Origin of the sequence: Bacillus sp. 22483 (assembly GCF_052044605.1) — a bacterium.
GTDB classification, from domain to species: Bacteria; Bacillota; Bacilli; order Bacillales; family Bacillaceae; genus Bacillus; species Bacillus altitudinis.
In genome coordinates, this window is sequence record NZ_JBQENU010000018.1 from 29,528 (window position 1) to 55,397 (window position 25,870).

Consider the following 25,870-nt stretch of genomic DNA (forward strand, 5'->3'; position numbering starts at 1 on the left):
ACGAAAGAATGCCGATGAAATCATCTGATTTTGTCGGCGTTTTTTATATGGGATGAAACAAAACAATGAATGTATCGTCTACTCCTTAGAAAGAAACGGCTTGCCAGTCACGTATGATATAATGAGTGCGTTTAAATGCAGGTATATTTTTTGATTGAACATAAAGGAGTCATCCATGAAAAATGCTGTAAATCAGCCGCATTGGCTTTTCCAAGGTGCGGTGATTTTAACCATCGCAGGCTTGTTATCAAAGGTACTGAGTGCCGTATATCGTGTCCCTTTTCAAAATATCGTAGGAGACACAGGTTTTTATATTTATCAGCAGGTCTATCCCTTTCTTGGCATTGCGATCATGCTCGGCACCACTGGTTTTCCTGTGATGGTGTCCAAGCTCCTGAGCGAGCATGGTGAGGAGAATCGCCGAATCATTACAAAGGTATCTTTGGTGTATATCACTTTGCTGAGCTTGGCCTTATTTCTTTGTTTATACATAGGAGCAGGCACAATTGCGAATCTCATGGCGGACAGTCAATTAATGTTGCTCATCCAGATGAGTTCGTTTGTGTTTTTATTTCTGCCGCTTACCGTGATGCTGAGGGGTGTTTTTCAGAGTGATGGGCTGATGCTCCCCACTGCGGTCTCTCAATTGGCTGAGCAACTCATCAGAGTAGGCGTCCTGCTTGTTTTATCTTTCTATTTTGTGAGACATGGCTATTCGCTTTATGAAACAGGAGCGGGTGCGGTGTTCTCTTCTATAGCTGGAAGTGCGGCTTCACTCATTTTGCTTCTTTTCCTTTGGCTGACCTATCGGAAGCGGTCGTCAGCGAGCAAGACATTAAAACAGGCTACACTGCGGAAAAAAGATGTGCTGAAGAGTTTGGTGCTGTATACATTGACGATTTGTGTGAGTGGATTGCTGATCCTATGGATGCAAATGATCGATGCTTTTCACTTGTATGCGCTACTGCGCAGTGAGGGACTGAGTGAAGCAGCTGCAAAGGCGGCAAAAGGCGTATATGACCGAGGTCAGCCGTTCCTGCAGCTCGGGACGGTGTTTGCAATTAGTATCGGGACGTCTCTTGTTCCGTTTTTGTCGTCGGCCTTAAGAAAAGGGCAGCATAAAGCAATTCGTGAAAAAGTAAGTACATCGTTTAAGGCAACATCGGTGCTGGGGATTGGTTCAGCTGTCGGTCTTATATGTATTTTATCGTCTGTGAACATCATGCTTTTTCGTAATGACTTAGGGACAGATGCGCTGCAAATATTTTGCATATCCATTGCCTTTACATCAATGGCGATTACGCAAACCGCTTTACTTCAGGGTCTGGGACATACCGTGTATCCGGCTGTCGTGGTCCTGATTAGTGTACTGGTGAAATGGGGGCTGACGCTGGCTCTTGTCCCGTTATTCGGCATTTATGGAGCCGCATGGTCGACTGTTTGTGGGTTTCTCGCCGCCGCTGCGCTCAATGCGGTGTATTTGAAGCATAAAGGGTGGATTTCAATAAGAGAGCTATTCCCAGTGAAAATTCTTTTATCAGCAGCATTCATGGCTGTCGTTTTAATTGGATATCAGGCATTGTTTTCTTGGGTCATTCCCTTTGAGAAACGTCCGTTTTCTGTTTTAGAGAGCCTGACTTCAGTTTTTATTGGTGGTTTCGCCTTTTTATATAGTATTCTTAAGCTAGACGTATTTACGGAAGAGGAATGGAGACTCATTCCATTAGGAGAAAAGATTTTATATTTTAAACAGATGAGAGGGAATCGAAATGGCAGGTAAGATTACAGTCGTTGGTCTTGGGGCAGGCGACATGGATCAGCTGACGCTCGGTGTATATAAGCAGCTGAAGCAGGCGAAAGAAGTATACATGAGAACGCAGGATCATCCACTCACCGCAGAATTGATGCAGGAGGTCCCGTCTCTGACCTTTTTTGATGAGATTTATGAAAAGCATGATCAGTTTGATGCAGTGTATGAGGAAATCACAGACATTCTCTTCCGAGAGGCTGAGGAGAAAGATATTGTGTATGCAGTACCAGGTCACCCGTTTGTGGCGGAAAAGACAGTGCAGCTTCTTGTTTCACAACAGAAGAAGCGCGGGGTTGAGGTGTACGTGGCTGGTGGACAAAGCTTTTTGGATGCGACGTTTAATTCCTTACAGATTGACCCGATTGAAGGGCTGCAATTCGTTGACGCTGGGGATATGAGAGCGGATGATCTGAAGTTGACCCAGCATGTGCTGATCTGTCAGGTATATGATCAGATGACAGCCTCGAATGTGAAGCTGACCCTCATGGAAAAGCTACCTGACGATTATGAAGTCTTTATCGTAACGGCAGCTGGAAGCAGTCAGGAGCAGATTACAGGTGTTCCTTTATTTGAACTTGATCGAGATGTGTCGATAAATAACTTAACGAGTGTTTATGTACCTCCCATTCAAGATGAAAAGCTGCTCTATCAGCAATTTGACACTTTCCGTGAAGTCATTCGTACATTAAGAGGTCCTGGCGGCTGTCCTTGGGATCAAAAACAAACGAATGAGTCGCTCAAACCATATTTAATTGAAGAATGTTATGAGCTGCTGGAAGCCATAGATGAAGACGATCCAGATCATATGGTTGAAGAACTCGGAGATGTACTGCTTCAAGTTTTACTCCATGCTCAAATTGGTGAAGATGATGGTTATTTCTCAATGGATGACGTCATTCAGCATGTGACAGAAAAAATGATTCGACGACATCCGCATGTGTTCGGTGATACGGATGTGTCTGAAGCATCAGATGTCGTCGCCAACTGGGAAAAAATCAAGCAGCAGGAAAAACCGGAGCGTGCAGCATCTATTTTGCAATCCATTCCAACGACTCTTCCAGCTTTAACAAAAGCCTATAAGCTCCAAAAGAAAGCAGCAAAAGTGGGCTTCGACTGGACAGAAGTAGAGGATATTTGGAACAAATACGAAGAGGAAAAGCAGGAATTCCTTGTGGAAGTGGCAGATAAGACGGATGAAGGTGCAACAAAGCAGATGAAGGATGAATTTGGGGATCTTTTGTTTGTTCTCGTAAACATTGGAAGATTTTATCATCTAGAGCCTGAAACCGCCCTCTCTTCTGCAAACACAAAATTCATGCGGCGCTTTCAGCATATTGAACAAAAAGCAAAGGATATAGGGCGTTCACTAGAGGACTTGACCCTAGAAGAAATGGACGATCTGTGGAACGATGCCAAACGCATAGAAAGAGGTGAACACACATGAGACTAGATAAATTCTTAAAAGTGTCTCGTTTAATCAAAAGAAGAACATTGGCAAAAGAAGTAGCCGATCAAGGGAGAATTTCCATTAATGGCACGCAGGCGAAAGCCAGCTCTGACGTGAAAGAAGGGGACGAGCTTCAAATTCGTTTTGGCCAAAAGCTTGTGACTGTTCAAGTCAACGAGTTAAAAGACACAACGAAAAAAGAAGAAGCTGCTGGCATGTATACCGTGCTAAAAGAAGAGAAAACAGCAGAATAGGGCTTGTTCTAAATGTCCCGCCTGTCACATACAATGCAGTAACAATGCAAGTATGAGATATGGGGGATGTATAAATGAATCAATATTATAATCAACCTCAAGGCACGAAGTTGTCATCAGAAGCCGAGCATCATGTCACAATGCGCAACAGAAAGCATTTAGATATTACCGGAGTCAAACAAGTCGAGAGCTTTGATAATGAAGAATTTCTGCTTGAGACTGTCATGGGAGTCCTCGCCATTCGCGGAGAAAATCTGCAAATGAAAAACTTAGATGTAGAAAAGGGTGTTGTGTCCATTAAAGGGCGTGTCTTTGACTTAATCTATGTAGATGAGCAGCACGGGGAGAAAGCTAAAGGATTTTTTAGCAAGCTGTTTAAATGACACTGACGGTCCAGTTTTATACGATGCTTTCGATGGCGGCGATGGGCATCTGGCTGGGCGCATCGCTGGATACGTACAAGCTGTTTGTGAACCGGGAAAAAACAGCAAAATGGCTGCTGGTCATTCACGACCTCCTTTTTTGGGTGGTGCAGGGTCTCTTATTCTTTTATGTCCTGCTGCTGACCAATGAGGGAGAATTCAGGCTTTATATTTTTCTAGCTGTTGCTTTAGGTTTCTCGATGTACCAGGCATTGATGAAACAGCTGTATATGAACATCCTCAAGTTTGTGATGAGGTGTATTTATCAGACTGTTCTCGTCCTGAAAAGGCTGATCATGTCGATGGTTTTCCAGCCCATTCGCTGGATCGTTGGTTTGATCATAAGTGCTCTTCTGTTCTTGTTCCACTCGCTCTTACGCCTTGTTCGTTTTGCGTTTCGACTCGTGTGGAAGGTGCTGTATATTGTTTGTTATCCGCTTATTTGGTTACTCAATGTAACCATTATTCATCGAATTCCCGAAAAATGGCGAACATCAATGAGGTTGTTTTTCTCAAAAGGAGCAGGAATTTTACAAGGGATCAAGAAAGTATCTCGTACCATGAAAACGAAATGGAAACAATTCTGGACAAAGTAAGAGAGGAGGCCTTCATCCTTGAACGAGAGAAAAAGAAATATCGCACAAATTCAAAATGATTATCAAAAACAAATGGAACAGCAAGCGCAGCGCTTAAAACGCAAACGCCGGGGACTCCTTAGAAGGCTTACCGTGTTTGGAGTCATTGTGCTCATGTTTGCTGTTTTGGTAACAAGTGCCCTCTGGTCGCAATCGTCTGCATTGAAAGAAAAAGAAGAGAAGAAGGTTGCGCTTGAAAAAGAATTGAAGCAATTACAAACAAAGCAGGAAGATATTTCTGATGAAATCAAAAAGCTGAAAAGCAAAGAATACGTACTCGAACTGGCACGACGGGACTATTATATGTCTAAAAAAGGCGAAAAAATCTTTGATGTGGGCAATAAGAGCGATTAGCCTTGTTGACACTTAAAATTCAGTTTATGTATAATTGAACAAATGAGATTTTTTTATAAGTCTAAGGAGGAGCACTTTTTTTATGTCGATTGAAGTTGGCAGCAAGTTACAAGGGAAAGTTACGGGCATTACAAATTTTGGAGCTTTTGTGGAGTTGCCAGGCGGTTCAACTGGTCTCGTTCATATCAGTGAGGTAGCCGATAACTATGTAAAAGATATTAATGAGCATTTAAAAGTCGGTGAACAAGTTGAAGTGAAAGTGATTAACGTTGAAAAAGACGGTAAAATCGGCTTGTCCATTAAAAAAGCAAAAGATCGTCCTCAACAACAACAATCAAGACCGAGCAGAAATGATTTCCGTCCGAAGGAATCGTTTGAGCAAAAAATGAACAAATTCTTAAAAGATAGTGAAGACCGCTTAACATCTTTAAAACGTAACACGGAATCAAAACGTGGGGGACGCGGAGCAAGAAGAGGTTAACTTGTTGCTGCTTTCTATATATCTTTCACAACAAAGCACCTGCTGTTTAGCGGGTGCTTTTTTTCAATACAAATTCAACGTTTTTTGTGCATTTGCCATTTAATTTAAAACTTCCTATTGACGGACAAGCGAATCCTTTGTATTATAGTTCTTGTGCTTCTTAGCGCATTTTACATTATGGCGGTGTAGCTCAGCTGGCTAGAGCGTACGGTTCATACCCGTGAGGTCGGGGGTTCGATCCCCTCCGCCGCTATCCTTTTAAAAAGAACAATAAGCAAGGCCCGTTGGTCAAGCGGTTAAGACACCGCCCTTTCACGGCGGTAACACGGGTTCGAATCCCGTACGGGTCATCTTCAAAACAGCTTTCTATAGGAAAGCTGTTTTTTTGTGCTTTCGTAAAATTCTGATGAAAGACATCGACTTTCAAGAAAGTATGCCTTTTTGGCAAATAAAGCGTCGAACGTTTTATGGAAACGACAACTTCTTTTGACAAAATTTCTTTTTCACCTTCGCTATAATGACAAGCAACGAATATCAGGTGGGGGATGAAAAGATGGAAAAACTAGAAAGAAGAACTGATTTAACGGGAGCCGGGTTTGAAAGAATCAGTGCAGGGTTAAAAAAGATGAAAAACCTGTTTCTTCATCATACGCATTCTCTTTTTTTCTATAAAGGGTTTATTTATGTTGTTCTGGGCTTTTTATTGGGACGAGCCTTTATCTTATCTGAAATTATGCCGTTTGCATTGCCTTTCTTTGGGTCCATGCTGCTCATTAAAAGGGATAAAGCGATGCTTGCTTGTCTTGCTTTACTCGCTGGAGCGATGACGATATCACCTCAAAATGCATTATTCGTGTTTGCGTCATTGATCGTGTTCCTCCTCATGTCAAAGGTCGTTTCATTCATCATCAAAGACCCGGTGAAAACATTACCGGTTGTAATTGTGCTCTCAATGCTGATAACCAGGGGAGCTTTTGTATACCTCGAGCAGGGTGCGGTTCAAAGCTATGACTATGTGATGGCAGGGGTTGAAGCTGGACTTGCCTTCATTTTGACACTGATTTTTCTTCAAAGTTTGCCGATTTTTACAGTCAGGAAAATCAAACACTCCTTAAAGGTTGAAGAAATTATTTGCTTTATGATATTAATCGCTTCAGTTTTAACAGGTCTGGCTGGGATCACATTTCAAGGAATGCAGGCAGAGCATATTTTGTCACGATATGTAGTGCTGAGCTTTGCCTTTATTGGAGGAGCGAGTATTGGTTGTACAGTGGGTGTTGTAACTGGATTAATTCTTGGTCTCGCCAACATCGGCAACCTTTATCAGATGAGTCTGCTTGCCTTTTCGGGCTTATTAGGCGGATTACTAAAAGAGGGGAAAAAAGCAGGAGCCGCCATCGGCTTGATTGTGGGTTCTTTACTAATCTCCCTCTACGGTGAAGGGTCAGCAGGGCTAATGACCACGCTATATGAATCACTCATCGCAGTTGCACTGTTTTTGCTCACGCCACAGTCAGTAACGTCCAAGGTGGCAAAATATATTCCTGGTACGGTAGAGCATGTACAGGAACAGCAGCAATATGCCAGAAAAGTACGAGACGTGACAGCAAAAAAGGTAGATCAATTCTCTAATGTATTTCATGCGCTGTCTGAGAGTTTTGCGACATTTTACGAATCCATTCCTGAGGAAAAGAAGCAGGAAGAGGATGTAGATCTTTTTTTAAGTACGATCACAGAACGTTCCTGTCAAACGTGCTATAAGAAAAATAAATGCTGGGTGCAGAACTTTGATACAACCTATGAACTCATGAAACAAGTTATGCATGAATCTGATGAAAAAACGTACGAGCATAACCGGAAGTTGAAAAAGAAATTCAGTCAGCACTGCTCAAAATCAAAGCATGTAGAAGAATTGATTGAAGAGGAGATTGCTTACTATAAAGCAAATCAGACCTTAAAGAAAAAGGTCCAAGACAGCAGGCGCCTTGTGGCCGAACAACTGATGGGTGTTTCGCAAGTCATGGAGGATTTTTCCCGGGAAATAAAACGAGAAAGAGAGCAGCATTTTATTCAGGAAGAGCAGATGATAGAAGCACTTCAGAACTTTGGAATTGAAATTCAGCAAGTTGAAATTTATAGCTTAGAACAGGGAAATGTTGATATAGAGATGAGAATTCCCTATTGCCAAGGTCATGGGGAATGCGAAAAAATCATCGCTCCAATGCTCTCGGATATTTTAGAAGAACAAGTTTTAGTCAAAGCAGAGCAGTGTGCGGAGCATCCAACAGGTTATTGTCATGTTGTATTCGGTTCTGCAAAATCGTATCGAGTGTCTACAGGTGTAGCACATGCAGCGAAAGGCGGAGGATTAGTATCTGGAGACAGCTACAGCATGATGGAGCTGGGTGCAGGTAAATATGCCGCAGCTATTAGTGATGGGATGGGAAATGGAGCAAGAGCCCATTTTGAAAGCAATGAAACGATCAAGTTGTTAGAAAAAATCTTGGCGTCTGGTATTGATGAAAAAGTAGCGATTAAAACGATTAATAGCATTTTATCTTTACGGACAACAGATGAAGTCTATTCCACATTAGACTTATCCATCATTGATTTACAGGATGCGAGCTGTAAGTTCCTCAAGATTGGCTCCACCCCAAGTTTTATTAAACGTGGTGATCAAGTGATGAAGGTACAGGCCAGCAACTTGCCTATTGGCATTATTGATGAATTTGAAGTAGAAGTGGTGAGTGAACAGATGAAGGCAGGAGATCTCCTTATCATGATGAGCGACGGTATCTTTGAAGGACCAAAGCATATCGAAAATCATGATTTATGGGTCAAACGAAAAATGAAGAGCTTTAAAACAGAAGATCCGCAAGAGATTGCTGATTTATTAATGGAGGAGGTCATTCGCACAAGAGCAGGTCAAATCGATGACGATATGACGGTTGTCGTCATTAGGCTCGACCACAATACACCAAAATGGGCATCCATTCCGACCGGTACATTCTATCTCCAGAAACAAGAGATTTCTTGAAATATCGTATAATATGAATTTCTTCTGGCGATGATGGGGATATAAGCATTCAGTTACAATCCCAGGAGGAATGAAGATGCGAAAAGGTCACGTAAACCAAATCTTACTGATTACAGATGGCTGCTCAAATCATGGGGAAGACCCACTTGCGATTGCCGCATTGGCAAAGGAGCAAGGGATCACAGTCAATGTCATTGGCATTATGGAAGAGAACAGACACGATCATGAAGCGATGAAAGAAGTAGAGGGGATTGCTCTAGCAGGCGGAGGCATTCATCAGGTTGTCTACGTTCAGCAATTGTCCCAAACCGTACAAATGGTGACAAAAAAGGCGATGACGCAAACGTTACAAGGTGTTGTGAATAAAGAATTGCAGCAAATTCTTGGCAAAGATACTGAAATTGAAGAACTTCCCCCAGATAAGCGTGGAGAAGTGATGGAGGTTGTGGACGAGCTCGGTGAGACGGTTCATCTTCAAGTGCTTGTGCTTGTGGATACGAGTGCAAGTATGAAACCGAAGTTGCCAACGGTCAAAGAAGCACTCATCGATCTCTCTATTAGTCTAAATTCGAGAATTGGTGAAAATCAGTTTGGGATGTGTGTATTTCCCGGGAAAAACTCAGATGCAGAAATTGTGTTGAACTGGACGCCTCGGTTCGATTCGTTATCATCGATTTTCCCGAAGCTGACAACAGGAGGAATTACACCGACAGGACCAGCAATTCGAGAAGCACTCCAGCATTTCAAATCAGTTCGTTCACGAAAAGGGCTGCTTGAAGCGAAGGAAGAACATGATGAATTCGGCTTCTAACATCCCATTAGGTACAATGATAAAGGGAAAGTGGCATCACCAACATTACCGCATTGTAAAAGAGCTGGGAAAAGGGGCGAACGGTGTGGTTTATCTGGCCGAATCGCCAAAGGGGCAAGTGGCCCTTAAAGTGAGTGATGACAGTATGCTCATTGCATCTGAAGTCAATGTATTAAAATCCTTTTCAAAGGCTCCTGTGAAAACCATGGGGCCTTCTTTTTATGATATGGATGATGCTCTTTATCCTGGAATGTCAGAGAAACGGTCGTTTTATGTCATGGAGTATGTCAGAGGGCCATTGCTACTTGAATTTGTGAAACAAAAAGGCGATGAATGGATCGTCGTTCTCATGATTCAACTGTTGTCTAACCTTGCTCACTTACATAAGGAAGGCTGGATCTTCGGTGACTTGAAGCCTGATAATCTCATCGTTTCAGGCCCCCCAGCTACGATTCGATGTATTGATGTTGGAGGAACAACGAAGGCAGGAAGGGCGATTAAGGAATACACCGAGTTTTTTGACCGCGGCTACTGGGGCTTCGGTACAAGAAAAGCAGAACCTTCTTATGATCTATTTGCTTTAAGTATGGTCATGGTGAACTGTGCCTATAAAAAAGAATTTAAAAAAGGGGCAGAACCAGAAAAGCAGCTTTATCGGGCGATTGAAGGACATCCTTTATTAAAGCGATATGAGAGGGTGTTAAAGGCGGCTCTCCAAGGCAAATTTCAATCAGCGGCAGACATGAAAAGCGCGATGCTGAAAGAAGGACAATTGCTTGCTTCAAGAAAATCACGACAAAAGAAGCCATCACAGCAAACTAGGCAAAAGCCAGCTGTTTCCCAACATCAACAGGCCGCACCTTCACGATCAAGAGTTGCTGCTGCGAAAAGAACATCAGTACGCAAAAAATCAGGCGGGCTTTTTGAAACCATTCTCATCTTATGCAGTGTGCTCGCTCTTTACTGTGCCTATGTGGTTTTATTCCTATTATAGAGCTGTAAAAAAGCAGGCTTCTTCTTTGCTTGGAGCTAATGAAAGTGATAGGATATGTATATCTTTAAATTACCTGCTCTTTGTGAGGAGGAAGTTGTGAATAGAATTGAATCTTTTTTGAAAAAACATGATGTTTTCCTTGAAAATACGACAGTCATTGTCGGGGTTTCTGGCGGACCAGATTCTATGCTCTTGCTGCATGAACTAAACAAACGTCGAAAAGGTTCCTTTCAGCTGATTGCAGCCCATGTAGATCACATGTTCAGAGGAGAAGAATCCTTTGCTGATTTGGCATTTGTTGAAGCGTACTGTAAAGAGCATGAGATCCTTTTTGAATCGGCTCGTATACAGGTCACCCAATATGCAAAAGAAAACCGCTTAAACAAACAGGCAGCTGCAAGAGAGTGCAGATATGCTTTCTTTCGTCAATTGATGGAACAGTACAACGCTCAATTTATAGCGCTTGCACATCATGGAGACGATCAAGTAGAAACAATGGTGATGAGGCTGACAAGAGGGACTGTTGGAATAGGACTCGCAGGTATGCAAGCAAAGCGCCCTTTTCAAGAAGGGTGGCTGATTCGTCCGCTGATTGGATATTCTAAGGATGATGTACTCACTGCTTGCGAAAAAGAACAAGTTCCTTATGTCATTGATCAAAGCAATCACACCGATGACTACTTGAGAAACCGGATCAGAAGACACGTTCTTCCCGTGTTAAAAGAAGAGGCACCTCATGTGCATGAAAGCTTTCAGTTTGTAAGTGACATGCTGACTGAGGATGAGCAGTACTTGCAGGCATTAACAAAGGATCAAATGCATCAAGTCATTACGAATCAAACGCCTAAGCAAATTGAGATCAAAACGAAGCCTTTGCTTGACCTGCCTTTGCCTTTACAAAGAAGAGGCATTCAACTAATATTAAACTATCTTTATGAAAACACTCAATCAGCGTTTTCAAACCAGCATATTCTAGGGACTTTGGACTGGTTATCTCATACTGATCAACCGTCTGGATCATTAGATTTGCCAAAAGGTTTACAAGCTGTCAAATCTTATGATCACTGTATGTTTACCTTTGAACGATCGCTTGTCATAGATCAGTCATATACTCATCATTTAAAAGGTGAGCTTGGCGAGGAACTTTTTCTCCCGAATGGACAGTCTATCTTGGTATCAAATCATGTTCCGAAGGATGCACGGAACGGAAACTATTTTTTCTTGCTTCAAAAAGATCATGTTCGTCTTCCTTTGATCATTCGCTCACGAAAAAACGGTGATCGAATCAAACTAAAAGGGATGAATGGATCAAAAAAGGTGAAAGATATATTTATTGATAAAAAAGTGCCTCTTGCAGAAAGAGACAGCTGGCCGATCGTCACTGACTCGGATCATCAAATCATCTGGATCCCAGGTCTGAAAAAATCCGTTTTTGAAGAAATTGATATGACAAACAGCGATCTCATTGTATTACAATATAGACAGCACGAAAATTTGTAGGGGGCAAGCAAAAGCATGAAACAAGATATTGAAAAGATTTTGATCTCAGAAGAAGAGATCCAGCTAAAAGTGAAGGAACTGGGTGCAACATTAACCAGCGATTATGATGGTAAATTTCCCCTGGCTATTGGTGTTTTGAAAGGGGCTCTTCCATTCATGGCAGACCTGATCAAACACATTGATACATATTTAGAGCTTGATTTTATGGATGTATCTAGCTACGGAAAGTCTACCGTATCTTCTGGAGAAGTGAAGATCATCAAAGATCTAGATACTTCTGTTGAAGGAAGAGATATTCTAATTATGGAAGATATCATCGACAGTGGGTTAACTTTGAGTTATCTGGTAGAGCTTTTCCGATACCGTAAAGCAAACTCCATTAAAATTGTGACATTGCTTGATAAACCAAGCGGCCGCAAAGCAGACATCAAAGCAGATTATGTTGGGTTTGAAGTACCAGATGCATTTGTTGTTGGCTATGGATTGGATTTTGCCGAACGTTACCGAAACCTCCCGTATATTGGAGTGTTAAAACCATCTGTTTACGAAGGCTAATGAGCACACGTTTACATGAGGTTATTGGTTGTGTTGGAATGATTTTCTATGATACTATTGAACATAGTTGTGCTTACTGTGGGAGGAGGTAAGGAATGAATCGGGTTTTTCGTAATACGATTTTTTATATACTTATTTTATTACTTGTGATAGGGGTTGTCAGTTGGTTAGGATCCCCTAATCAAAAGCCTGAGAACATGTCTTACAGCAAATTTTCGCAAAATTTAAGTGCGGGAAAAGTGGAGAGTATCTCCATCCAGCCTGTAAGAGGGGTTTATGAAATTCGTGGTCAATTAGATGGCGCGAAGAAAGATGAATACTTCATTACCCACGTTCCAGACGGTCAAGGAGTTGACCAAATTTACAGTGCACTGAAGAATACAGATGTAAAAGTAGAACCAGCACCTGAAACAAATGGATGGCTGCAAGTTCTGACAACCATCATTCCATTCATCATCATCTTTATCCTGTTCTTCTTCTTATTGAACCAAGCTCAAGGCGGTGGAAGCCGTGTCATGAACTTTGGTAAGAGTAAGGCGAAGCTTTACACAGAAGAGAAGAAACGTGTGAAATTTAAAGATGTTGCCGGTGCGGATGAAGAAAAACAAGAGCTCGTAGAAGTGGTTGAATTCTTAAAAGATCCACGTAAATTTGCGGAGCTTGGCGCAAGAATCCCTAAAGGGGTTTTACTAGTAGGACCTCCAGGTACAGGTAAAACATTGCTTGCGAGAGCATCTGCAGGAGAAGCAGGCGTTCCTTTCTTCAGCATCAGTGGTTCTGACTTCGTCGAGATGTTCGTCGGTGTCGGTGCATCACGTGTACGTGATTTGTTTGAAAATGCGAAAAAGAATGCACCTTGCTTAATCTTTATTGATGAGATTGATGCAGTGGGTCGTCAGCGTGGAGCAGGTCTTGGCGGTGGTCATGATGAGCGTGAACAAACGCTTAACCAGCTTCTTGTTGAAATGGATGGTTTTAGTGCCAACGAAGGGATTATTATCATTGCTGCAACGAACCGTGCAGATATCCTAGATCCTGCATTGCTGCGTCCGGGACGTTTTGACCGTCAAATTACGGTTGACCGCCCAGATGTCATTGGCCGTGAAGAAGTACTGAAGGTTCATGCGAAAAACAAACCGCTTGATGATACAGTCAACCTGAAAGCCATTGCAAGCAGAACACCAGGTTTCTCAGGGGCAGATCTTGAGAACTTACTAAACGAAGCAGCGCTTGTTGCTGCCCGTCAAAACAAAAAGAAAATTGATATGCGTGATATCGACGAAGCAACTGACCGTGTCATTGCTGGACCGGCTAAGAAAAGCCGTGTCATTTCTAAGAAAGAACGCAATATCGTGGCGTACCACGAAGCAGGTCATACCGTCATTGGACTTGTCCTTGACGAAGCTGACATGGTGCATAAAGTAACGATCGTTCCTCGTGGTCAGGCAGGCGGATATGCGGTCATGCTTCCAAGAGAAGACCGTTATTTCCAAACGAAGCCAGAGCTTCTTGATAAAATCGTCGGCTTGCTCGGCGGTCGTGTTGCAGAGGAAATTACGTTTGGTGAAGTAAGTACAGGCGCTCACAACGACTTCCAGCGTGCAACAGGCATTGCAAGAAGAATGGTCACAGAGTTCGGTATGTCTGATAAACTTGGTCCTCTACAATTCGGTCAAGCACAAGGAGGTCAAGTATTCCTTGGCCGTGATTTCAACAACGAGCCGAATTATAGTGAAGCGATCGCTTATGAAATTGACCAAGAAGTTCAGCGCTTCATCAAAGAAAGCTACGAACGTGCGAAACAAATTCTCACTGAGAATAAAGATAAGCTAGAAATCATCGCACAAGCTCTTCTAGAAGTGGAAACATTAGATGCTGAACAAATTAAATCTCTTTACGATACTGGAAAGCTTCCAGAGCGTGTATACGCAGATGACGAAGAGAAAAACGATGATGTGAAAGTGAACATCAAGAAAAAAGAAGAAGACGAGGAGATTTAATCTCCTTCTATAAAAAGCTGTCGGGCTCACCGGCAGCTTTTTTTATTTCGATTCATGAATGGATCGGTTTCGAATTGTTTACAAATGGAACTCAATTCGTGTATGGTATGATAGAAAGTCGAAAAATGCTCTTTTTGAGACACTATTCAAAGTGGTGATGAAGTTGTTACTCGTGATAGATGTAGGAAACACAAATACCGTTTTAGGTGTTTATCATAATGGCGATTTGAACTACCATTGGCGGATTGAAACAAGCCGTCATAAAACAGAAGATGAATTTGGTATGGCAATCCGATCCTTATTTGACTATGTAGGGCTGATGTTTGACCAGATAGAAGGGATTATCATTTCTTCTGTTGTCCCGCCAATGATGTTTGCTCTGGAAAGAATGTGCGAAAAGTATTTTCACATTACTCCTCAAATCGTTGGGCCTGGCATGAAGACTGGATTAAACATTATGTGTGACAATCCAAAGGAAGTCGGCGCTGATCGAATTGTGAACGCAGTGGCAGCCATTCACCTGTATGGGGCCCCTCTCATTGTGGTAGACTTTGGAACAGCCACAACCTACTGCTATATCAATGAACAAAAACAATACATGGGTGGCGCAATTGCACCGGGTATTACCATCTCAACAGAGGCTTTATATACAAGAGCGGCTAAGCTGCCAAGGATTGAAATTGTTCGTCCAGATCATATCGTAGGGAAAAACACGATCAGTGCGATGCAATCAGGTATCCTGTATGGATATGTTGGTCAAGTCGAGGGAATAGTGAAACGGATGAAGCAGCAAGCCAAACAAACACCGAAAGTCATTGCAACAGGCGGTTTGTCTACATTGATTGGAAATGAATCAGACTGTATTGATATTGTCGATCCGTTCCTCACATTAAAAGGACTCCAATTAATTTATGAACGCAATCGTGTCGGTGTATTATAGGAGGGTTTAATCAAAATGGATTATTTAGTTAAAGCGTTAGCATATGACGGGAAAGTCCGTGCGTATGCTGCGAACACAACAGATACAATCAACGAAGCGCAGAGAAGACACCATACGTGGCCAACTGCTTCAGCTGCAATCGGCAGAACCATGACAGCGACTGTCATGATGGGAGCCATGCTGAAAGGCGAGAATAAATTAACTGTCAAAATTGAAGGCGGTGGGCCGATCGGAGCCATCATTGCAGATGGAAACGCAAAAGGTCAGGTGCGCGGATATGTCTCAAACCCACAAGTTCACTTTGATTTAAATGAACATGGGAAGCTGGACGTTAGACGTGCTGTTGGCACATCTGGAACGTTAAGTGTTGTCAAAGATATCGGACTGAAAGACCACTTTACAGGGCAAACGGAAATTGTCTCAGGTGAAATTGGAGATGACTTTACTTATTACCTCGTCTCCTCTGAACAAGTGCCATCCTCTGTAGGTGTGGGTGTTCTTGTCAATCCAGATAACTCGATCCTTGCAGCAGGCGGTTTCATCATTCAATTGCTACCTGGAACAGAAGATGCAGTCATCGAAAGACTCGAAAAGAGATTATCAACCATTGAACCGATCTCTAAACTGATTGAAAAAGGGATGACTCCTGAAGAAATTTTAGAAGAAGTGCTCGGTGAAAAACCTCAAATTTTAGAAACTGTACCTGTCGAATTTTCTTGTAACTGCTCAAAAGAACGGTTTGCCAACGGTATTATCAGCCTAGGGAAAGCCGAAATTGAGGATATGATTGAACAAGACGGACAAGCAGAAGCTCAATGCCATTTTTGTAACGAAACGTATGTATTTACAAAAGAAGAGCTAGAAGAGCTACGTGAAGAAATAACCCGCTAAGCTCTAAGCAGCGGGTTTTCTTTTTAGAATGGAAAGGAGACGAAAGATGAGACTGAAAGCAAGAGTGGTATGGACATTTATCCTCGTTCTGCTCATGATTAATGCCGTTGTCATTGCATATGTATTAACAAAGTCACAAATGTCGCAAGCTTCTTCAAATGGGAAGAGCGGTGAAGAAATTGCTTCTATTGGGAAAGAGAAAGTCACACGTCAAGAATGGTTAAAGAAAATGGAAGACCGCTACGGAAAGGCAACACTTGAACAAATGATCAATCAGAAGGTAGTCAATCAGCTTGCGAAAGAAAACAAGCTGGAGGTATCTTCAAAAGAGATCAATCGTGAGCTGCTGATGCTGAAAGCGGTATCTAATAATTTCTACGAAGACGGTCATACAAGTGAAAAGGAATGGAAAGAGCAGATTCGTTATCAAATTTTATTAGAACAGCTTCTAACGAGAGATGCGGTCGTTTCTGAAAAAGAAGCCAAATCCTTTTATGAAAAAAACAAAGACTTGTATCAATATGATGACTCATACCGAATTCGACACATTGTTGTGAAAACAAAAGACGAGGCACAAAGTGTATTAAAAGATTTAAAGGGCGGATCTAGTTTCGAAGCTGTAGCAGCTGAACGATCCACCGATCGATATACCTCTCCTTACGGCGGAGATCTTGGATTTGTCACAGAAGAACAAGAAAGCATCCCAGCCCTATACATACAAGAAGCCCAAAAGCTTAAGCCAGATGAATGGACGAAAGAGCCGATCGAGATCAAAAATGGTTATGCCATCATACAATTAAAAGAAAAATTAAATGGCCGCTCCTTCTCTTATGAAGATGTCAAAGATCAGATCAAAAGGCAGATCGCCATGGAAGATCTGGGTGAAAAGGCGAATGTCAAAACCCTGTGGAAAGAAGCAAAAGTCACATGGTTTTACGATGGAGAGCAGGACTAAAAGCATTGACAAAATTTTTCGAAATTGATAATTTAATATTAATACAATAAAATTACTCGGAGATAGAGGTGTTAGTGATGGCTCGTATTGCAAATTCAGTTTTTGAACTAATAGGAAATACACCAGTCGTTAAATTAAACCGTTTAGTAGATGAAGACAGTGCGGATGTCTACTTGAAACTTGAATATATGAACCCAGGCAGCAGTGTAAAAGATCGTATTGCGTTAGCGATGATCGAAGATGCTGAAGCAAAAGGTACATTAAAAGCTGGTGACACACTCATTGAGCCAACAAGTGGAAACACAGGAATCGGTCTTGCGATGGTCGCGGCTGCAAAAGGAATCAATGCGATTTTAGTTATGCCGGATACAATGAGTCAGGAGCGCCGCAACCTTTTACGCGCTTACGGTGCAGAGCTTGTCTTAACACCGGGTGCAGAAGGAATGAAAGGTGCCATCAAAAAAGCAGAAGAATTAGCAGAAGAGCACGGATACTTCATGCCTCAGCAGTTCAGCAATGAAGCCAATGCTGAGATTCACCGCCGCACAACAGGGAAAGAGATTCTTGAACAATTCGACGGCGACCTTGATGCATTTATTGCAGGAGTTGGTACGGGTGGTACGATTACAGGTGCTGGTGAAGTCCTGAAAGAAGCCATCCCATCTATTCAGCTTTATGCGGTAGAACCAACAGATTCTCCTGTACTATCAGGCGGGAAACCAGGTCCGCATAAAATTCAAGGCATCGGAGCAGGATTTGTACCATCTATCTTGAACACAGAAGTATATGACGGCATTATCCAAGTGAAAAACGAAGATGCATTTGAACTTGCAAGAAAGGCAGCGAAAGAAGAAGGAATCCTTGGTGGTATATCTTCAGGAGCAGCCATTTATGCAGCGCTTCAAACAGCGAAGAAGCTTGGTAAAGGGAAAAAGGTTCTAGCGATTATTCCAAGTAACGGTGAACGTTACCTTAGTACGCCGCTTTATCAATTTGATTAAACAATACACCCCAGCATTTGCTGGGGTTTTTTCATGAATTCTGAAGATGGAAAGCAAATACTATTTTCTAATTAAAATGGATTGCATTACAATAAGATTAATGAAAATAAAAAAGGATGATTACATGACACAACGTAGGCCGATGGGCATCAAAATTCCTTTTACGAAAGATGCATTCTTGAAACGATACGAACAATTAACGGCTCATGAATCACATCACGTCCTTCTTGAAAGTGCACGTGGCGGAGAATACAGTATTGCCGGCATTCATCCGATCGCTAAAGCGAAAGGGAAGGACGGGATGACCACCATCCATTATCAGAATGAGGTGTTGTTCAAAGAGGGAGATCCTTTTAGGGCATTTGCTGAATGGTTTCAAACCCTACAAACCGAAAGTAACGACGAATACCCTGACTTCCAAGGTGGAGCGATTGGATTTTTAAGCTATGATTACGCAAGATATATCGAGCATTTTAAAATGCTGTCCATCGATGATTTGAAGACGCCTGATTTGTATTTCCTCGTATTCAATGATGTCGCTGTCTTTGATCATAATAAAGACGTCCTCTGGCTGATGACTCATACAGAAGGAGACGAACCTGTCAGTGAAGTTCATCAAAGACTCGAAAAATTAAAGCAAAGCTGGACAAGCACATCAGAAGAATCAGCACATTCACCTGTCAACGTGTCTTCTTCGGAATGTGTACCTGCTGCACCTTTTACTGAAGAAGCTTTCGGGGAAGCTGTAGAAACGATTAAACAATATATCGCGAACGGTGATGTGTTCCAAGTGAACCTATCCATTAGACAAGATGAACAGCTTCATACCCACCCATATCATTTATACAAAACATTACGTCACGTGAATCCATCTCCATATATGTCATATCTGCACACGCCAGATTTCCAAATTGTCTGTGGATCTCCAGAGCTGCTTATTAAGAAAAAAGGCATTCAGCTCGAAACAAGACCGATCGCTGGCACAAGATCAAGAGGCAAGGATGATGCGGAAGATCAAGCGCTGGCAAAAGAACTCATTGAAGATGAAAAAGAACGCGCAGAACATGTGATGCTCGTTGATCTTGAGCGGAATGATCTTGGACGAGTGTCTACTTATGGCTCAGTCAAGGTGAACGAATTTATGGCCATTGAGAAATATTCACACGTGATGCACATTGTATCAAATGTCCAAGGGGAGCTGCGTGATGATTGTGATGCAGTAGATGTCATGAGAGCTGTATTCCCAGGCGGAACGATTACAGGTGCGCCAAAAGTGAGAACAATGGAAATCATAGAAGAGCTTGAGCCGACAAGGCGTGGGCTTTATACTGGATCTATAGGCTGGTTTGGATTCAATCAAGATATGCATTTTAATATCGTTATTCGTACGGCTTATTGTACAGGGGGCAGAGCCTTCATGCAGTCAGGTGCAGGCATTGTCATCGATTCTGTACCAAAGCACGAATACAAAGAATCGATTAAAAAAGCCTATGCAGTGAAAAAAGCATTACAGTTGAGCAAAGAAGAGACTATTTTGAGTTAGAGGTGAGCAGAGTATGATATTAATGATTGATAATTACGATTCATTTACGTACAACCTGGTCCAGTATTTAGGTGAGCTTGGGGAAGAACTGATTGTAAAACGAAACGATCAAGTCACTATTCAAGAAATCGAAGAGCTTAAGCCAGACTTTCTGATGATTTCTCCAGGACCTTGCAGTCCGGATGAAGCAGGAATTAGTATGGAAGCGATCAAACATTTTGCTGGGAAGATTCCGATCTTCGGTGTCTGTTTAGGTCATCAATCCATTGCACAAGTATTTGGTGGAGATGTCATTCGTGCGGAGCGGTTAATGCATGGGAAAACATCAGAGATTGAACATGACGGCAAAGGTGTCTTCACGGGACTACAAAATCCGCTCGTCGCCACGAGATATCATTCATTAATTGTTAAAGACGAGACGCTACCGGAGTGCTTTGTCAGAACAGCGAGCACAAAAGAAGGCGAACTCATGGCCATTCGCCATAAAGAACTTCCGATTGAAAGTGTTCAATTCCATCCAGAATCGATTATGACGTCCTTCGGTAAAGAAATGCTCAGAAATTTCATTGAAACCTATCGTAAAAAGGGGAATGAAGTAAACGCATGATCATTTACCTGAACGGTCAGTATATAGAGGAGAAAGACGCGACTCTTTCTCCTTTTGATCATGGTTTTCTATATGGCATCGGTGTATTCGAAACATTTACCTCTCTAGCAGGACAAGTCTTCTTGTTAGACTGGCATCTTGAAAGGCTCAATCAATCATTGCGTGACCTTTGCATCGAATCCACAATAGAGAAACCATTTGTACTCGACATCATTCATACATTATTCAATCAAAACCAAATAACGGGCGGTCATGCGAGGATCCGCTTCAATGTTTCTGCGGGCAGAGGCAATGGTTTTTCTGCAGACCCTTATGAGGAGCCTGTTGTTTTTGTGATGATCTCCCCATTCCGGCCTGAATCAATAGTAGATGAAAAACAGGGAATCATTCTTGATACAAGAAGAAACACACCGGAAGGTCCAAGACGGCTCAAGTCGCATCATTACATGAACAACCTGCTGGCGAAAAGAGAAGTAGGGAACGACCCGTCGGTAGAAGGGATCTTTTTAACAAAAGAAGACGATGTGGCAGAAGGAATTACGTCAAATCTATTTTGGCGAAAAAAAGATGTGATCTATACACCTTCACTTGATACCGGTATTTTAAACGGGGTTACCCGTCGATATTGTATCGAAACGCTGCAAGCTTCGGGGATCCCACTAATAGAAGGAAGATATCCACTTTCACACTTGCTCTCAGCTGATGAGGCGTGGATGACCAATTCGGTTCAGGGAATTGTGCCTTTTAAAAATATCGGAGACACCGTCCTGCAAAACCACAACCGAACGATTTCGACCAAGCTGAGAACAGAATATACAAAAGCACGTCTAGAACATAAAGAGTAGGTGGACACAATGACACAACAATTGATAAAACAGCCTAAAATCATACAAGCCAAGCACCATACCCTTAGTTATGAAGAAAAGACATTGGTCATGGGCATTTTAAATGTCACACCGGACTCTTTTTCAGATGGAGGAAAATTTAATCAAATTGATAAAGCGCTGGCTCATGCAACACAGCTCATAGATAATGGGGCGCATATTATTGATATTGGCGGTGAATCGACTCGGCCGGGAGCGGCACTTGTCTCAGAGCAAGAGGAGCTTTCAAGGGTCATTCCTGTCATTGAGAAGATCACAAAAGAATTGGACATACCTATTTCTATTGATACGTATAAAGCCCCTGTCGCAGATGAGGCAGTGAAAGCAGGAGCCTCAATCATTAATGATGTATGGGGGGCGAAAGCTGATCCTCAAATGGCGCATGTGGCAGCGAAGCACAACGTGCCAATCATCTTAATGCACAATCGACCAGAGCGGAATTACACCCATCTGATTTCAGATATGATTGCAGATCTGAAAGAAAGTGTTCAAATTGTAAAACAAGCGGGTGTCCGTGATGACATGATCATCTTAGACCCTGGTGTAGGATTTGCGAAAAATAAAACTGACAACCTCATGGTCATGAATGAACTTGAACATTTTTGTCACCTTGGGTATCCGCTGCTTCTAGCAACATCCCGCAAACGATTCATCGGTGCAGTTTTAGACCTGCCGCCTGAAGAACGTACTGAAGGAACGGGTGCGACGGTCTGTCTTGGGATTCAAAAGGGCAGCTCGATGGTCCGAGTGCACGATGTAAAAGAAATCGCAAGAATGGCAAAAATGATGGATGCCATGCTGAATAAAGGAGGCGCTTATCATCGATAAAGTATATGTAAACGGAATGGAATTTTACGGCTATCACGGTGTATTTGCAGAAGAGAATAAACTAGGCCAGCGCTTTCGTGTGGACCTAACAGCTTCACTTGATTTAAGTAAGGCAGGACAAACGGATGACCTAAATGAGACCATCAACTATGCTGAACTCTACAACATCTGCAAAAATATTGTAGAAGGGAACCCAGTGAACCTCGTTGAAACGCTGACAGAAAGAATTGCAAACCAAGTGTTAAAGGACTTTCCGACAGTTCAAGAATGTACAGTAAAAGTAATCAAACCAGATCCGCCAATTCCAGGACACTATCAGTCCGTTGCCATTGAAATGACGAGATCACGCGCATGAACAATACAGCATATATCGCTTTAGGCTCAAACATAGGAAAAAAGGAAACCTACTTAAAAGAAGCTGTCAAAAAACTTCACGAACATCCAGGTGTACAAGTTGAATCCATTTCATCTATATATGAGACAACACCTGTAGGTTACGAGAATCAGGATGACTTCTTGAACATGGCTGTGAAGATTTCCACCTCGCTTCGTCCTGAAGAACTTCTATCACTGACTCAGAACATTGAGCAGGAGTTAGGCAGAACAAGAGAAGTGAGGTGGGGTCCACGGACAGTTGACCTTGACATTTTACTTTATAATCGTGAAAATATTGAAACAGAACAACTTGTAGTGCCGCATCCTAGAATGTACGAACGTTTATTCGTTCTTGTTCCGATGAGTGAGATTTGCCCAGAAATCGGCGAAGCCCAGATAAACGCCGTAACAGACCAAGAAGGTGTAAGCATATGGAAAAAGACATGTGGGGTAGAAGAATTCGTGCATACCGAAAGCTAAAAGGGTATACTCAGGAAGGGTTCGCCAAAAGACTGGGCATCTCTGTCTCTGTCTTAGGGGAAATTGAGCGAGGCAATCGATTACCAACAAACCAAATGGTTGGTCAAATAGCAGATGCTTTAAATATAACGGTGGAAGAACTTTCACCAATACTTGAAGAAGAAAGGAGGGGACATGATGTTTAAAATCGGAGATATCGAAATTAAAAACAAAGTAGTGCTCGCACCAATGGCTGGTGTGTGTAACTCTGCTTTCAGACTCACGGTGAAAGAGTTTGGAGCGGGCTTAGTCTGCGCTGAAATGGTCAGTGACAAAGCGATCTTGATTAATAATGCCAGAACGATGGGCATGCTGTACATTGACGAACGTGAAAAACCGTTGAGCCTTCAGATATTTGGGGGAGAAAAGGACACGCTCGTAGAAGCGGCCAAGTTTGTAGACCAGAATACAACGGCGGACATTATTGATATTAATATGGGATGTCCTGTACCAAAGATCACGAAATGTGACGCAGGAGCGAAATGGCTGCTGGATCCAAACAAGATTTACGAAATGGTATCCGCAGTCGTAGAAGCTGTAGATAAACCTGTTACGGTGAAAATGAGAATGGGTTGGGACGAAGACCATATTTTCGCTATCGAAAATGCCCGTGCTGTTGAACGAGCAGGTGGACAAGCGGTTGCGCTTCACGGACGGACACGTGTGCAGATGTACGAAGGAACAGCGAATTGGGATATTATAAAAGAGGTCAAACAATCTGTTTCCATTCCAGTCATCGGCAATGGAGATGTCAAAACCCCTCAAGATGCAAAACGTATGCTTGATGAAACGGGTGCAGATGCTGTCATGATCGGAAGAGCCGCACTAGGAAACCCGTGGATGATTTACCGGACGGTTCATTATTTAGAAACGGGTGAACTAAAAGAAGAACCTAATGTGCCTGAGAAAATGTCTGTGTGCAAACTTCACTTAGACAGACTCATAGACCTGAAAGGCGAGCATGTGGCTGTCAGAGAAATGAGAAAACATGCAGCATGGTACTTAAAAGGTGTCCGAGGCAATGCAGATGTAAGAAACCAAATCAATCAAAGTGAAACGAGAGCGGAGCTTGTAAAAGTTCTAGATGACTTTACGATCGAAGCCGAGGCAAAAGAGCTTCAAAGAATAAAAGTAGGATAAGACTATCTTTCTTTTTGTAGCTCACTGCTAGTGCACGTACTGGCAGTTTTTCTGCTTTTCTCTGCAAAATACATTATTGGAGTGATATAAATGAGTAATGAAGGGCTTAATAACGAAGAATTAAATGATCAGTTCCAAGTAAGACGTGACAAAATGAATAAAATGAGAGAAGAGGGTATCGATCCATTCGGTGAACGATATGACCGTTCTCATCAATCCGCACAAATTATTGCTGAATATGACGAGTTTTCAAAAGAAGACTTAGAAGAAAAAGCAGCTCAAGTAACAATTGCTGGCCGTATGATGACAAAGCGTGGAAAAGGGAAGGCTGGTTTTGCACACATTCAAGACTTAGAAGGACAAATTCAAATCTATGTACGTAAAGATAGTGTAGGAGAAGAAGCTTACGAATTATTCAAAAGCTCGGACCTAGGCGATATTATCGGTGTGACGGGAACCGTATTTAAAACGAATGTAGGGGAACTTTCAATTAAAGCGACTAGCTTTGAGGTTCTGACAAAAGCACTTCGCCCGCTCCCTGATAAATATCACGGACTAAAAGATGTAGAACAACGCTATCGTCAGCGTTACCTTGACTTGATTGTCAATCCAGAAAGTAAGCAGACGTTCATCATGCGAAGCAAAATCATTCAATCAATGAGAAGATACTTAGATTCAAAAGGATACCTAGAAGTTGAAACACCAACAATGCATAGCATCCCTGGTGGTGCATCAGCGCGTCCTTTCATTACTCATCACAATGCACTTGATATGCCGCTTTATATGCGTATTGCGATCGAGCTGCACTTAAAACGCCTAATTGTCGGTGGTCTAGAGAAAGTATACGAGATTGGCCGTGTATTCCGTAATGAAGGTGTATCGACTCGTCACAACCCAGAATTCACTATGATCGAGCTGTATGAAGCATACGCGGACTACAAAGACATCATGACTCTGACTGAAAACCTGATTGCTCATATTGCCCAAGAAGTGCTAGGAACAACAACCATTCAATATGGAGAAGATGAAATTGATCTCAAACCTGAATGGAAGAGACTTCATATGGTTGAAGCGGTCAAAGAAGCAACAGGTGTAGACTTCTGGCAGGAGATGTCTGTTGAAGAAGCAAAACAGCATGCGGCTGATCACGGTGTTGAAATCACAAAAAACATGACAGTAGGTCATATTATCAATGAGTTCTTCGAGCAAAAAGTAGAAGAAACACTGGTTCAGCCTACATTCATTTACGGACACCCAGTGGAGATTTCTCCATTAGCTAAGAAAAATCCTGAAGACCCGCGCTTCACGGACCGCTTTGAGCTATTCATCGTGCGCCGCGAGCATGCAAATGCATTCACCGAGCTGAATGATCCAATCGACCAAAGAGAACGCTTTGAAGCTCAATTAAAAGAACGTGAAGAAGGAAATGACGAAGCGCATCTCATGGATGACGATTTTGTTGAAGCATTAGAATATGGCATGCCGCCAACAGGTGGACTAGGAATCGGTATCGACCGATTAATCATGCTACTAACAAATTCTCCATCAATCAGAGATGTACTGCTTTTCCCGCAAATGAGAAACCGTTAATACATCAACAAAAGCGCCATTTGATCTATGGCGCTTTTTATTTTTCATAAAATGAAACTTTTTTCAAAAAAACTATTGCAAGAAAAGAATCCAGATGGTATATTATTATTCGTTGCCGCAAAACAGCAACGAGGTTGAAAAAAGAAAATGAAAAAAGTTCTTGACTTCAACCGAAGCGAAATGTTAAGATATTAAAGTCGCTTACGAGCGATAACGAAAATGATCTTTGAAAACTAAACAAGACAAAACGTACCTGTTAATTCGAGTTTTTATAAAAAAATCCTATGATACATCATA

At 42.2% G+C, this 25,870-nt stretch carries 25 protein-coding genes, 2 tRNA genes and 1 pseudogene; all 28 read left to right on the forward strand.

Features of this window, described 5'->3' with window-relative positions; translation table 11 throughout:
- The first annotated feature begins 175 nt into the window (after window positions 1-175).
- The 28 genes and pseudogenes from ACTJJQ_RS18650 (at window position 176) to lysS (ending at window position 25,573) form a co-directional block, all read left to right on the forward strand.
- A complete protein-coding gene (locus tag ACTJJQ_RS18650) occupies window positions 176-1,780 on the forward strand; it encodes a putative polysaccharide biosynthesis protein (RefSeq protein ID WP_440600490.1) in 1,605 nt (534 codons plus the stop codon).
- Entirely contained in the window at window positions 1,770-3,254 is a 1,485-nt protein-coding gene (gene mazG / locus ACTJJQ_RS18655; RefSeq protein WP_440600491.1) for a nucleoside triphosphate pyrophosphohydrolase, read from the forward strand. The genes ACTJJQ_RS18650 and mazG overlap by 11 nt, the downstream gene beginning before the upstream one ends.
- Window positions 3,251-3,511 carry an RNA-binding S4 domain-containing protein gene (locus ACTJJQ_RS18660; protein ID WP_008341839.1) on the forward strand — a complete coding sequence of 87 codons (261 nt, stop codon included), beginning with the start codon at window positions 3,251-3,253 and terminating at the stop codon, window positions 3,509-3,511. The genes mazG and ACTJJQ_RS18660 overlap by 4 nt, the downstream gene beginning before the upstream one ends.
- A 74-nt stretch (window positions 3,512-3,585) precedes the next feature.
- Window positions 3,586-3,894 carry a sporulation protein YabP gene (gene yabP / locus ACTJJQ_RS18665; protein WP_007496190.1) on the forward strand — a complete coding sequence of 103 codons (309 nt, stop codon included), beginning with the start codon at window positions 3,586-3,588 and terminating at the stop codon, window positions 3,892-3,894.
- The gene (gene yabQ / locus ACTJJQ_RS18670; RefSeq protein ID WP_024719361.1) at window positions 3,891-4,529 is read left to right on the forward strand and encodes a spore cortex biosynthesis protein YabQ; all 639 of its coding nucleotides are present in this window, start codon (window positions 3,891-3,893) and stop codon (window positions 4,527-4,529) included. Before yabP ends, yabQ begins: the two co-directional genes overlap by 4 nt.
- Before the next feature lie 18 nt (window positions 4,530-4,547).
- On the forward strand, window positions 4,548-4,922 hold the full coding sequence (locus ACTJJQ_RS18675; RefSeq protein WP_007496186.1) for an FtsB family cell division protein: 375 nt from the start codon (window positions 4,548-4,550) through the stop codon (window positions 4,920-4,922).
- An 82-nt stretch (window positions 4,923-5,004) separates the two neighbouring features.
- Window positions 5,005-5,403: a S1 domain-containing RNA-binding protein gene (locus tag ACTJJQ_RS18680; protein WP_003217901.1), complete on the forward strand. Its 399-nt coding sequence runs from the start codon at window positions 5,005-5,007 to the stop codon at window positions 5,401-5,403.
- 179 nt (window positions 5,404-5,582) lie between these two features.
- Window positions 5,583-5,656 (forward strand) — tRNA-Met (locus tag ACTJJQ_RS18685).
- A gap of 25 nt (window positions 5,657-5,681) precedes the next feature.
- A tRNA-Glu gene (locus ACTJJQ_RS18690) sits at window positions 5,682-5,753 on the forward strand.
- A 203-nt stretch (window positions 5,754-5,956) separates the two neighbouring features.
- Entirely contained in the window at window positions 5,957-8,440 is a 2,484-nt protein-coding gene (gene spoIIE, locus ACTJJQ_RS18695) for a stage II sporulation protein E (protein ID WP_035391551.1), read from the forward strand.
- A 76-nt stretch (window positions 8,441-8,516) separates the two neighbouring features.
- Window positions 8,517-9,251, forward strand: a complete 735-nt coding sequence (locus ACTJJQ_RS18700; RefSeq protein WP_008341829.1) for a vWA domain-containing protein — start codon at window positions 8,517-8,519, stop codon at window positions 9,249-9,251.
- On the forward strand, window positions 9,235-10,245 hold the full coding sequence (locus tag ACTJJQ_RS18705) for a protein kinase domain-containing protein (protein WP_171464884.1): 1,011 nt from the start codon (window positions 9,235-9,237) through the stop codon (window positions 10,243-10,245). Before ACTJJQ_RS18700 ends, ACTJJQ_RS18705 begins: the two co-directional genes overlap by 17 nt.
- A 96-nt stretch (window positions 10,246-10,341) precedes the next feature.
- Window positions 10,342-11,764 (forward strand): annotated as a pseudogene (tilS, locus tag ACTJJQ_RS18710) (tRNA lysidine(34) synthetase TilS).
- Window positions 11,761-12,300: a hypoxanthine phosphoribosyltransferase gene (hpt, locus tag ACTJJQ_RS18715; protein ID WP_007496175.1), complete on the forward strand. Its 540-nt coding sequence runs from the start codon at window positions 11,761-11,763 to the stop codon at window positions 12,298-12,300. Before tilS ends, hpt begins: the two are co-directional and overlap by 4 nt.
- Before the next feature lie 95 nt (window positions 12,301-12,395).
- Window positions 12,396-14,300 carry an ATP-dependent zinc metalloprotease FtsH gene (gene ftsH / locus ACTJJQ_RS18720; RefSeq protein ID WP_007496173.1) on the forward strand — a complete coding sequence of 635 codons (1,905 nt, stop codon included), beginning with the start codon at window positions 12,396-12,398 and terminating at the stop codon, window positions 14,298-14,300.
- 163 nt (window positions 14,301-14,463) lie between these two features.
- A complete protein-coding gene (locus tag ACTJJQ_RS18725; protein ID WP_008341820.1) occupies window positions 14,464-15,240 on the forward strand; it encodes a type III pantothenate kinase in 777 nt (258 codons plus the stop codon).
- 15 nt (window positions 15,241-15,255) lie between these two features.
- The gene (gene hslO / locus ACTJJQ_RS18730; protein ID WP_007496169.1) at window positions 15,256-16,131 is read left to right on the forward strand and encodes an Hsp33 family molecular chaperone HslO; all 876 of its coding nucleotides are present in this window, start codon (window positions 15,256-15,258) and stop codon (window positions 16,129-16,131) included.
- 46 nt (window positions 16,132-16,177) lie between these two features.
- Window positions 16,178-17,086 carry a peptidyl-prolyl cis-trans isomerase gene (locus ACTJJQ_RS18735; protein ID WP_440600492.1) on the forward strand — a complete coding sequence of 303 codons (909 nt, stop codon included), beginning with the start codon at window positions 16,178-16,180 and terminating at the stop codon, window positions 17,084-17,086.
- Window positions 17,087-17,163: 77 nt separating this feature from the next.
- Window positions 17,164-18,087, forward strand: a complete 924-nt coding sequence (cysK, locus tag ACTJJQ_RS18740; protein ID WP_008341814.1) for a cysteine synthase A — start codon at window positions 17,164-17,166, stop codon at window positions 18,085-18,087.
- 124 nt (window positions 18,088-18,211) lie between these two features.
- On the forward strand, window positions 18,212-19,630 hold the full coding sequence (locus tag ACTJJQ_RS18745; protein ID WP_440600493.1) for an anthranilate synthase component I family protein: 1,419 nt from the start codon (window positions 18,212-18,214) through the stop codon (window positions 19,628-19,630).
- A 13-nt stretch (window positions 19,631-19,643) separates the two neighbouring features.
- Window positions 19,644-20,237 carry an aminodeoxychorismate/anthranilate synthase component II gene (gene pabA, locus ACTJJQ_RS18750; protein ID WP_008341810.1) on the forward strand — a complete coding sequence of 198 codons (594 nt, stop codon included), beginning with the start codon at window positions 19,644-19,646 and terminating at the stop codon, window positions 20,235-20,237.
- Entirely contained in the window at window positions 20,234-21,082 is an 849-nt protein-coding gene (gene pabC / locus ACTJJQ_RS18755) for an aminodeoxychorismate lyase (RefSeq protein WP_048003030.1), read from the forward strand. Before pabA ends, pabC begins: the two co-directional genes overlap by 4 nt.
- A gap of 9 nt (window positions 21,083-21,091) precedes the next feature.
- Window positions 21,092-21,949, forward strand: a complete 858-nt coding sequence (folP, locus tag ACTJJQ_RS18760) for a dihydropteroate synthase (RefSeq protein WP_440600494.1) — start codon at window positions 21,092-21,094, stop codon at window positions 21,947-21,949.
- Window positions 21,942-22,304, forward strand: a complete 363-nt coding sequence (gene folB, locus ACTJJQ_RS18765; protein WP_216099589.1) for a dihydroneopterin aldolase — start codon at window positions 21,942-21,944, stop codon at window positions 22,302-22,304. Before folP ends, folB begins: the two co-directional genes overlap by 8 nt.
- The gene (gene folK, locus ACTJJQ_RS18770; protein ID WP_440600495.1) at window positions 22,301-22,804 is read left to right on the forward strand and encodes a 2-amino-4-hydroxy-6-hydroxymethyldihydropteridine diphosphokinase; all 504 of its coding nucleotides are present in this window, start codon (window positions 22,301-22,303) and stop codon (window positions 22,802-22,804) included. The genes folB and folK overlap by 4 nt, the downstream gene beginning before the upstream one ends.
- Window positions 22,756-22,989, forward strand: a complete 234-nt coding sequence (locus tag ACTJJQ_RS18775; protein ID WP_008341798.1) for a helix-turn-helix domain-containing protein — start codon at window positions 22,756-22,758, stop codon at window positions 22,987-22,989. Before folK ends, ACTJJQ_RS18775 begins: the two co-directional genes overlap by 49 nt.
- Window positions 22,982-23,983 carry a tRNA dihydrouridine synthase DusB gene (dusB, locus tag ACTJJQ_RS18780; protein WP_440600496.1) on the forward strand — a complete coding sequence of 334 codons (1,002 nt, stop codon included), beginning with the start codon at window positions 22,982-22,984 and terminating at the stop codon, window positions 23,981-23,983. The genes ACTJJQ_RS18775 and dusB overlap by 8 nt, the downstream gene beginning before the upstream one ends.
- A gap of 90 nt (window positions 23,984-24,073) precedes the next feature.
- Window positions 24,074-25,573 carry a lysine--tRNA ligase gene (gene lysS / locus ACTJJQ_RS18785; protein ID WP_396485155.1) on the forward strand — a complete coding sequence of 500 codons (1,500 nt, stop codon included), beginning with the start codon at window positions 24,074-24,076 and terminating at the stop codon, window positions 25,571-25,573.
- Window positions 25,574-25,870: the final 297 nt, after the last annotated feature.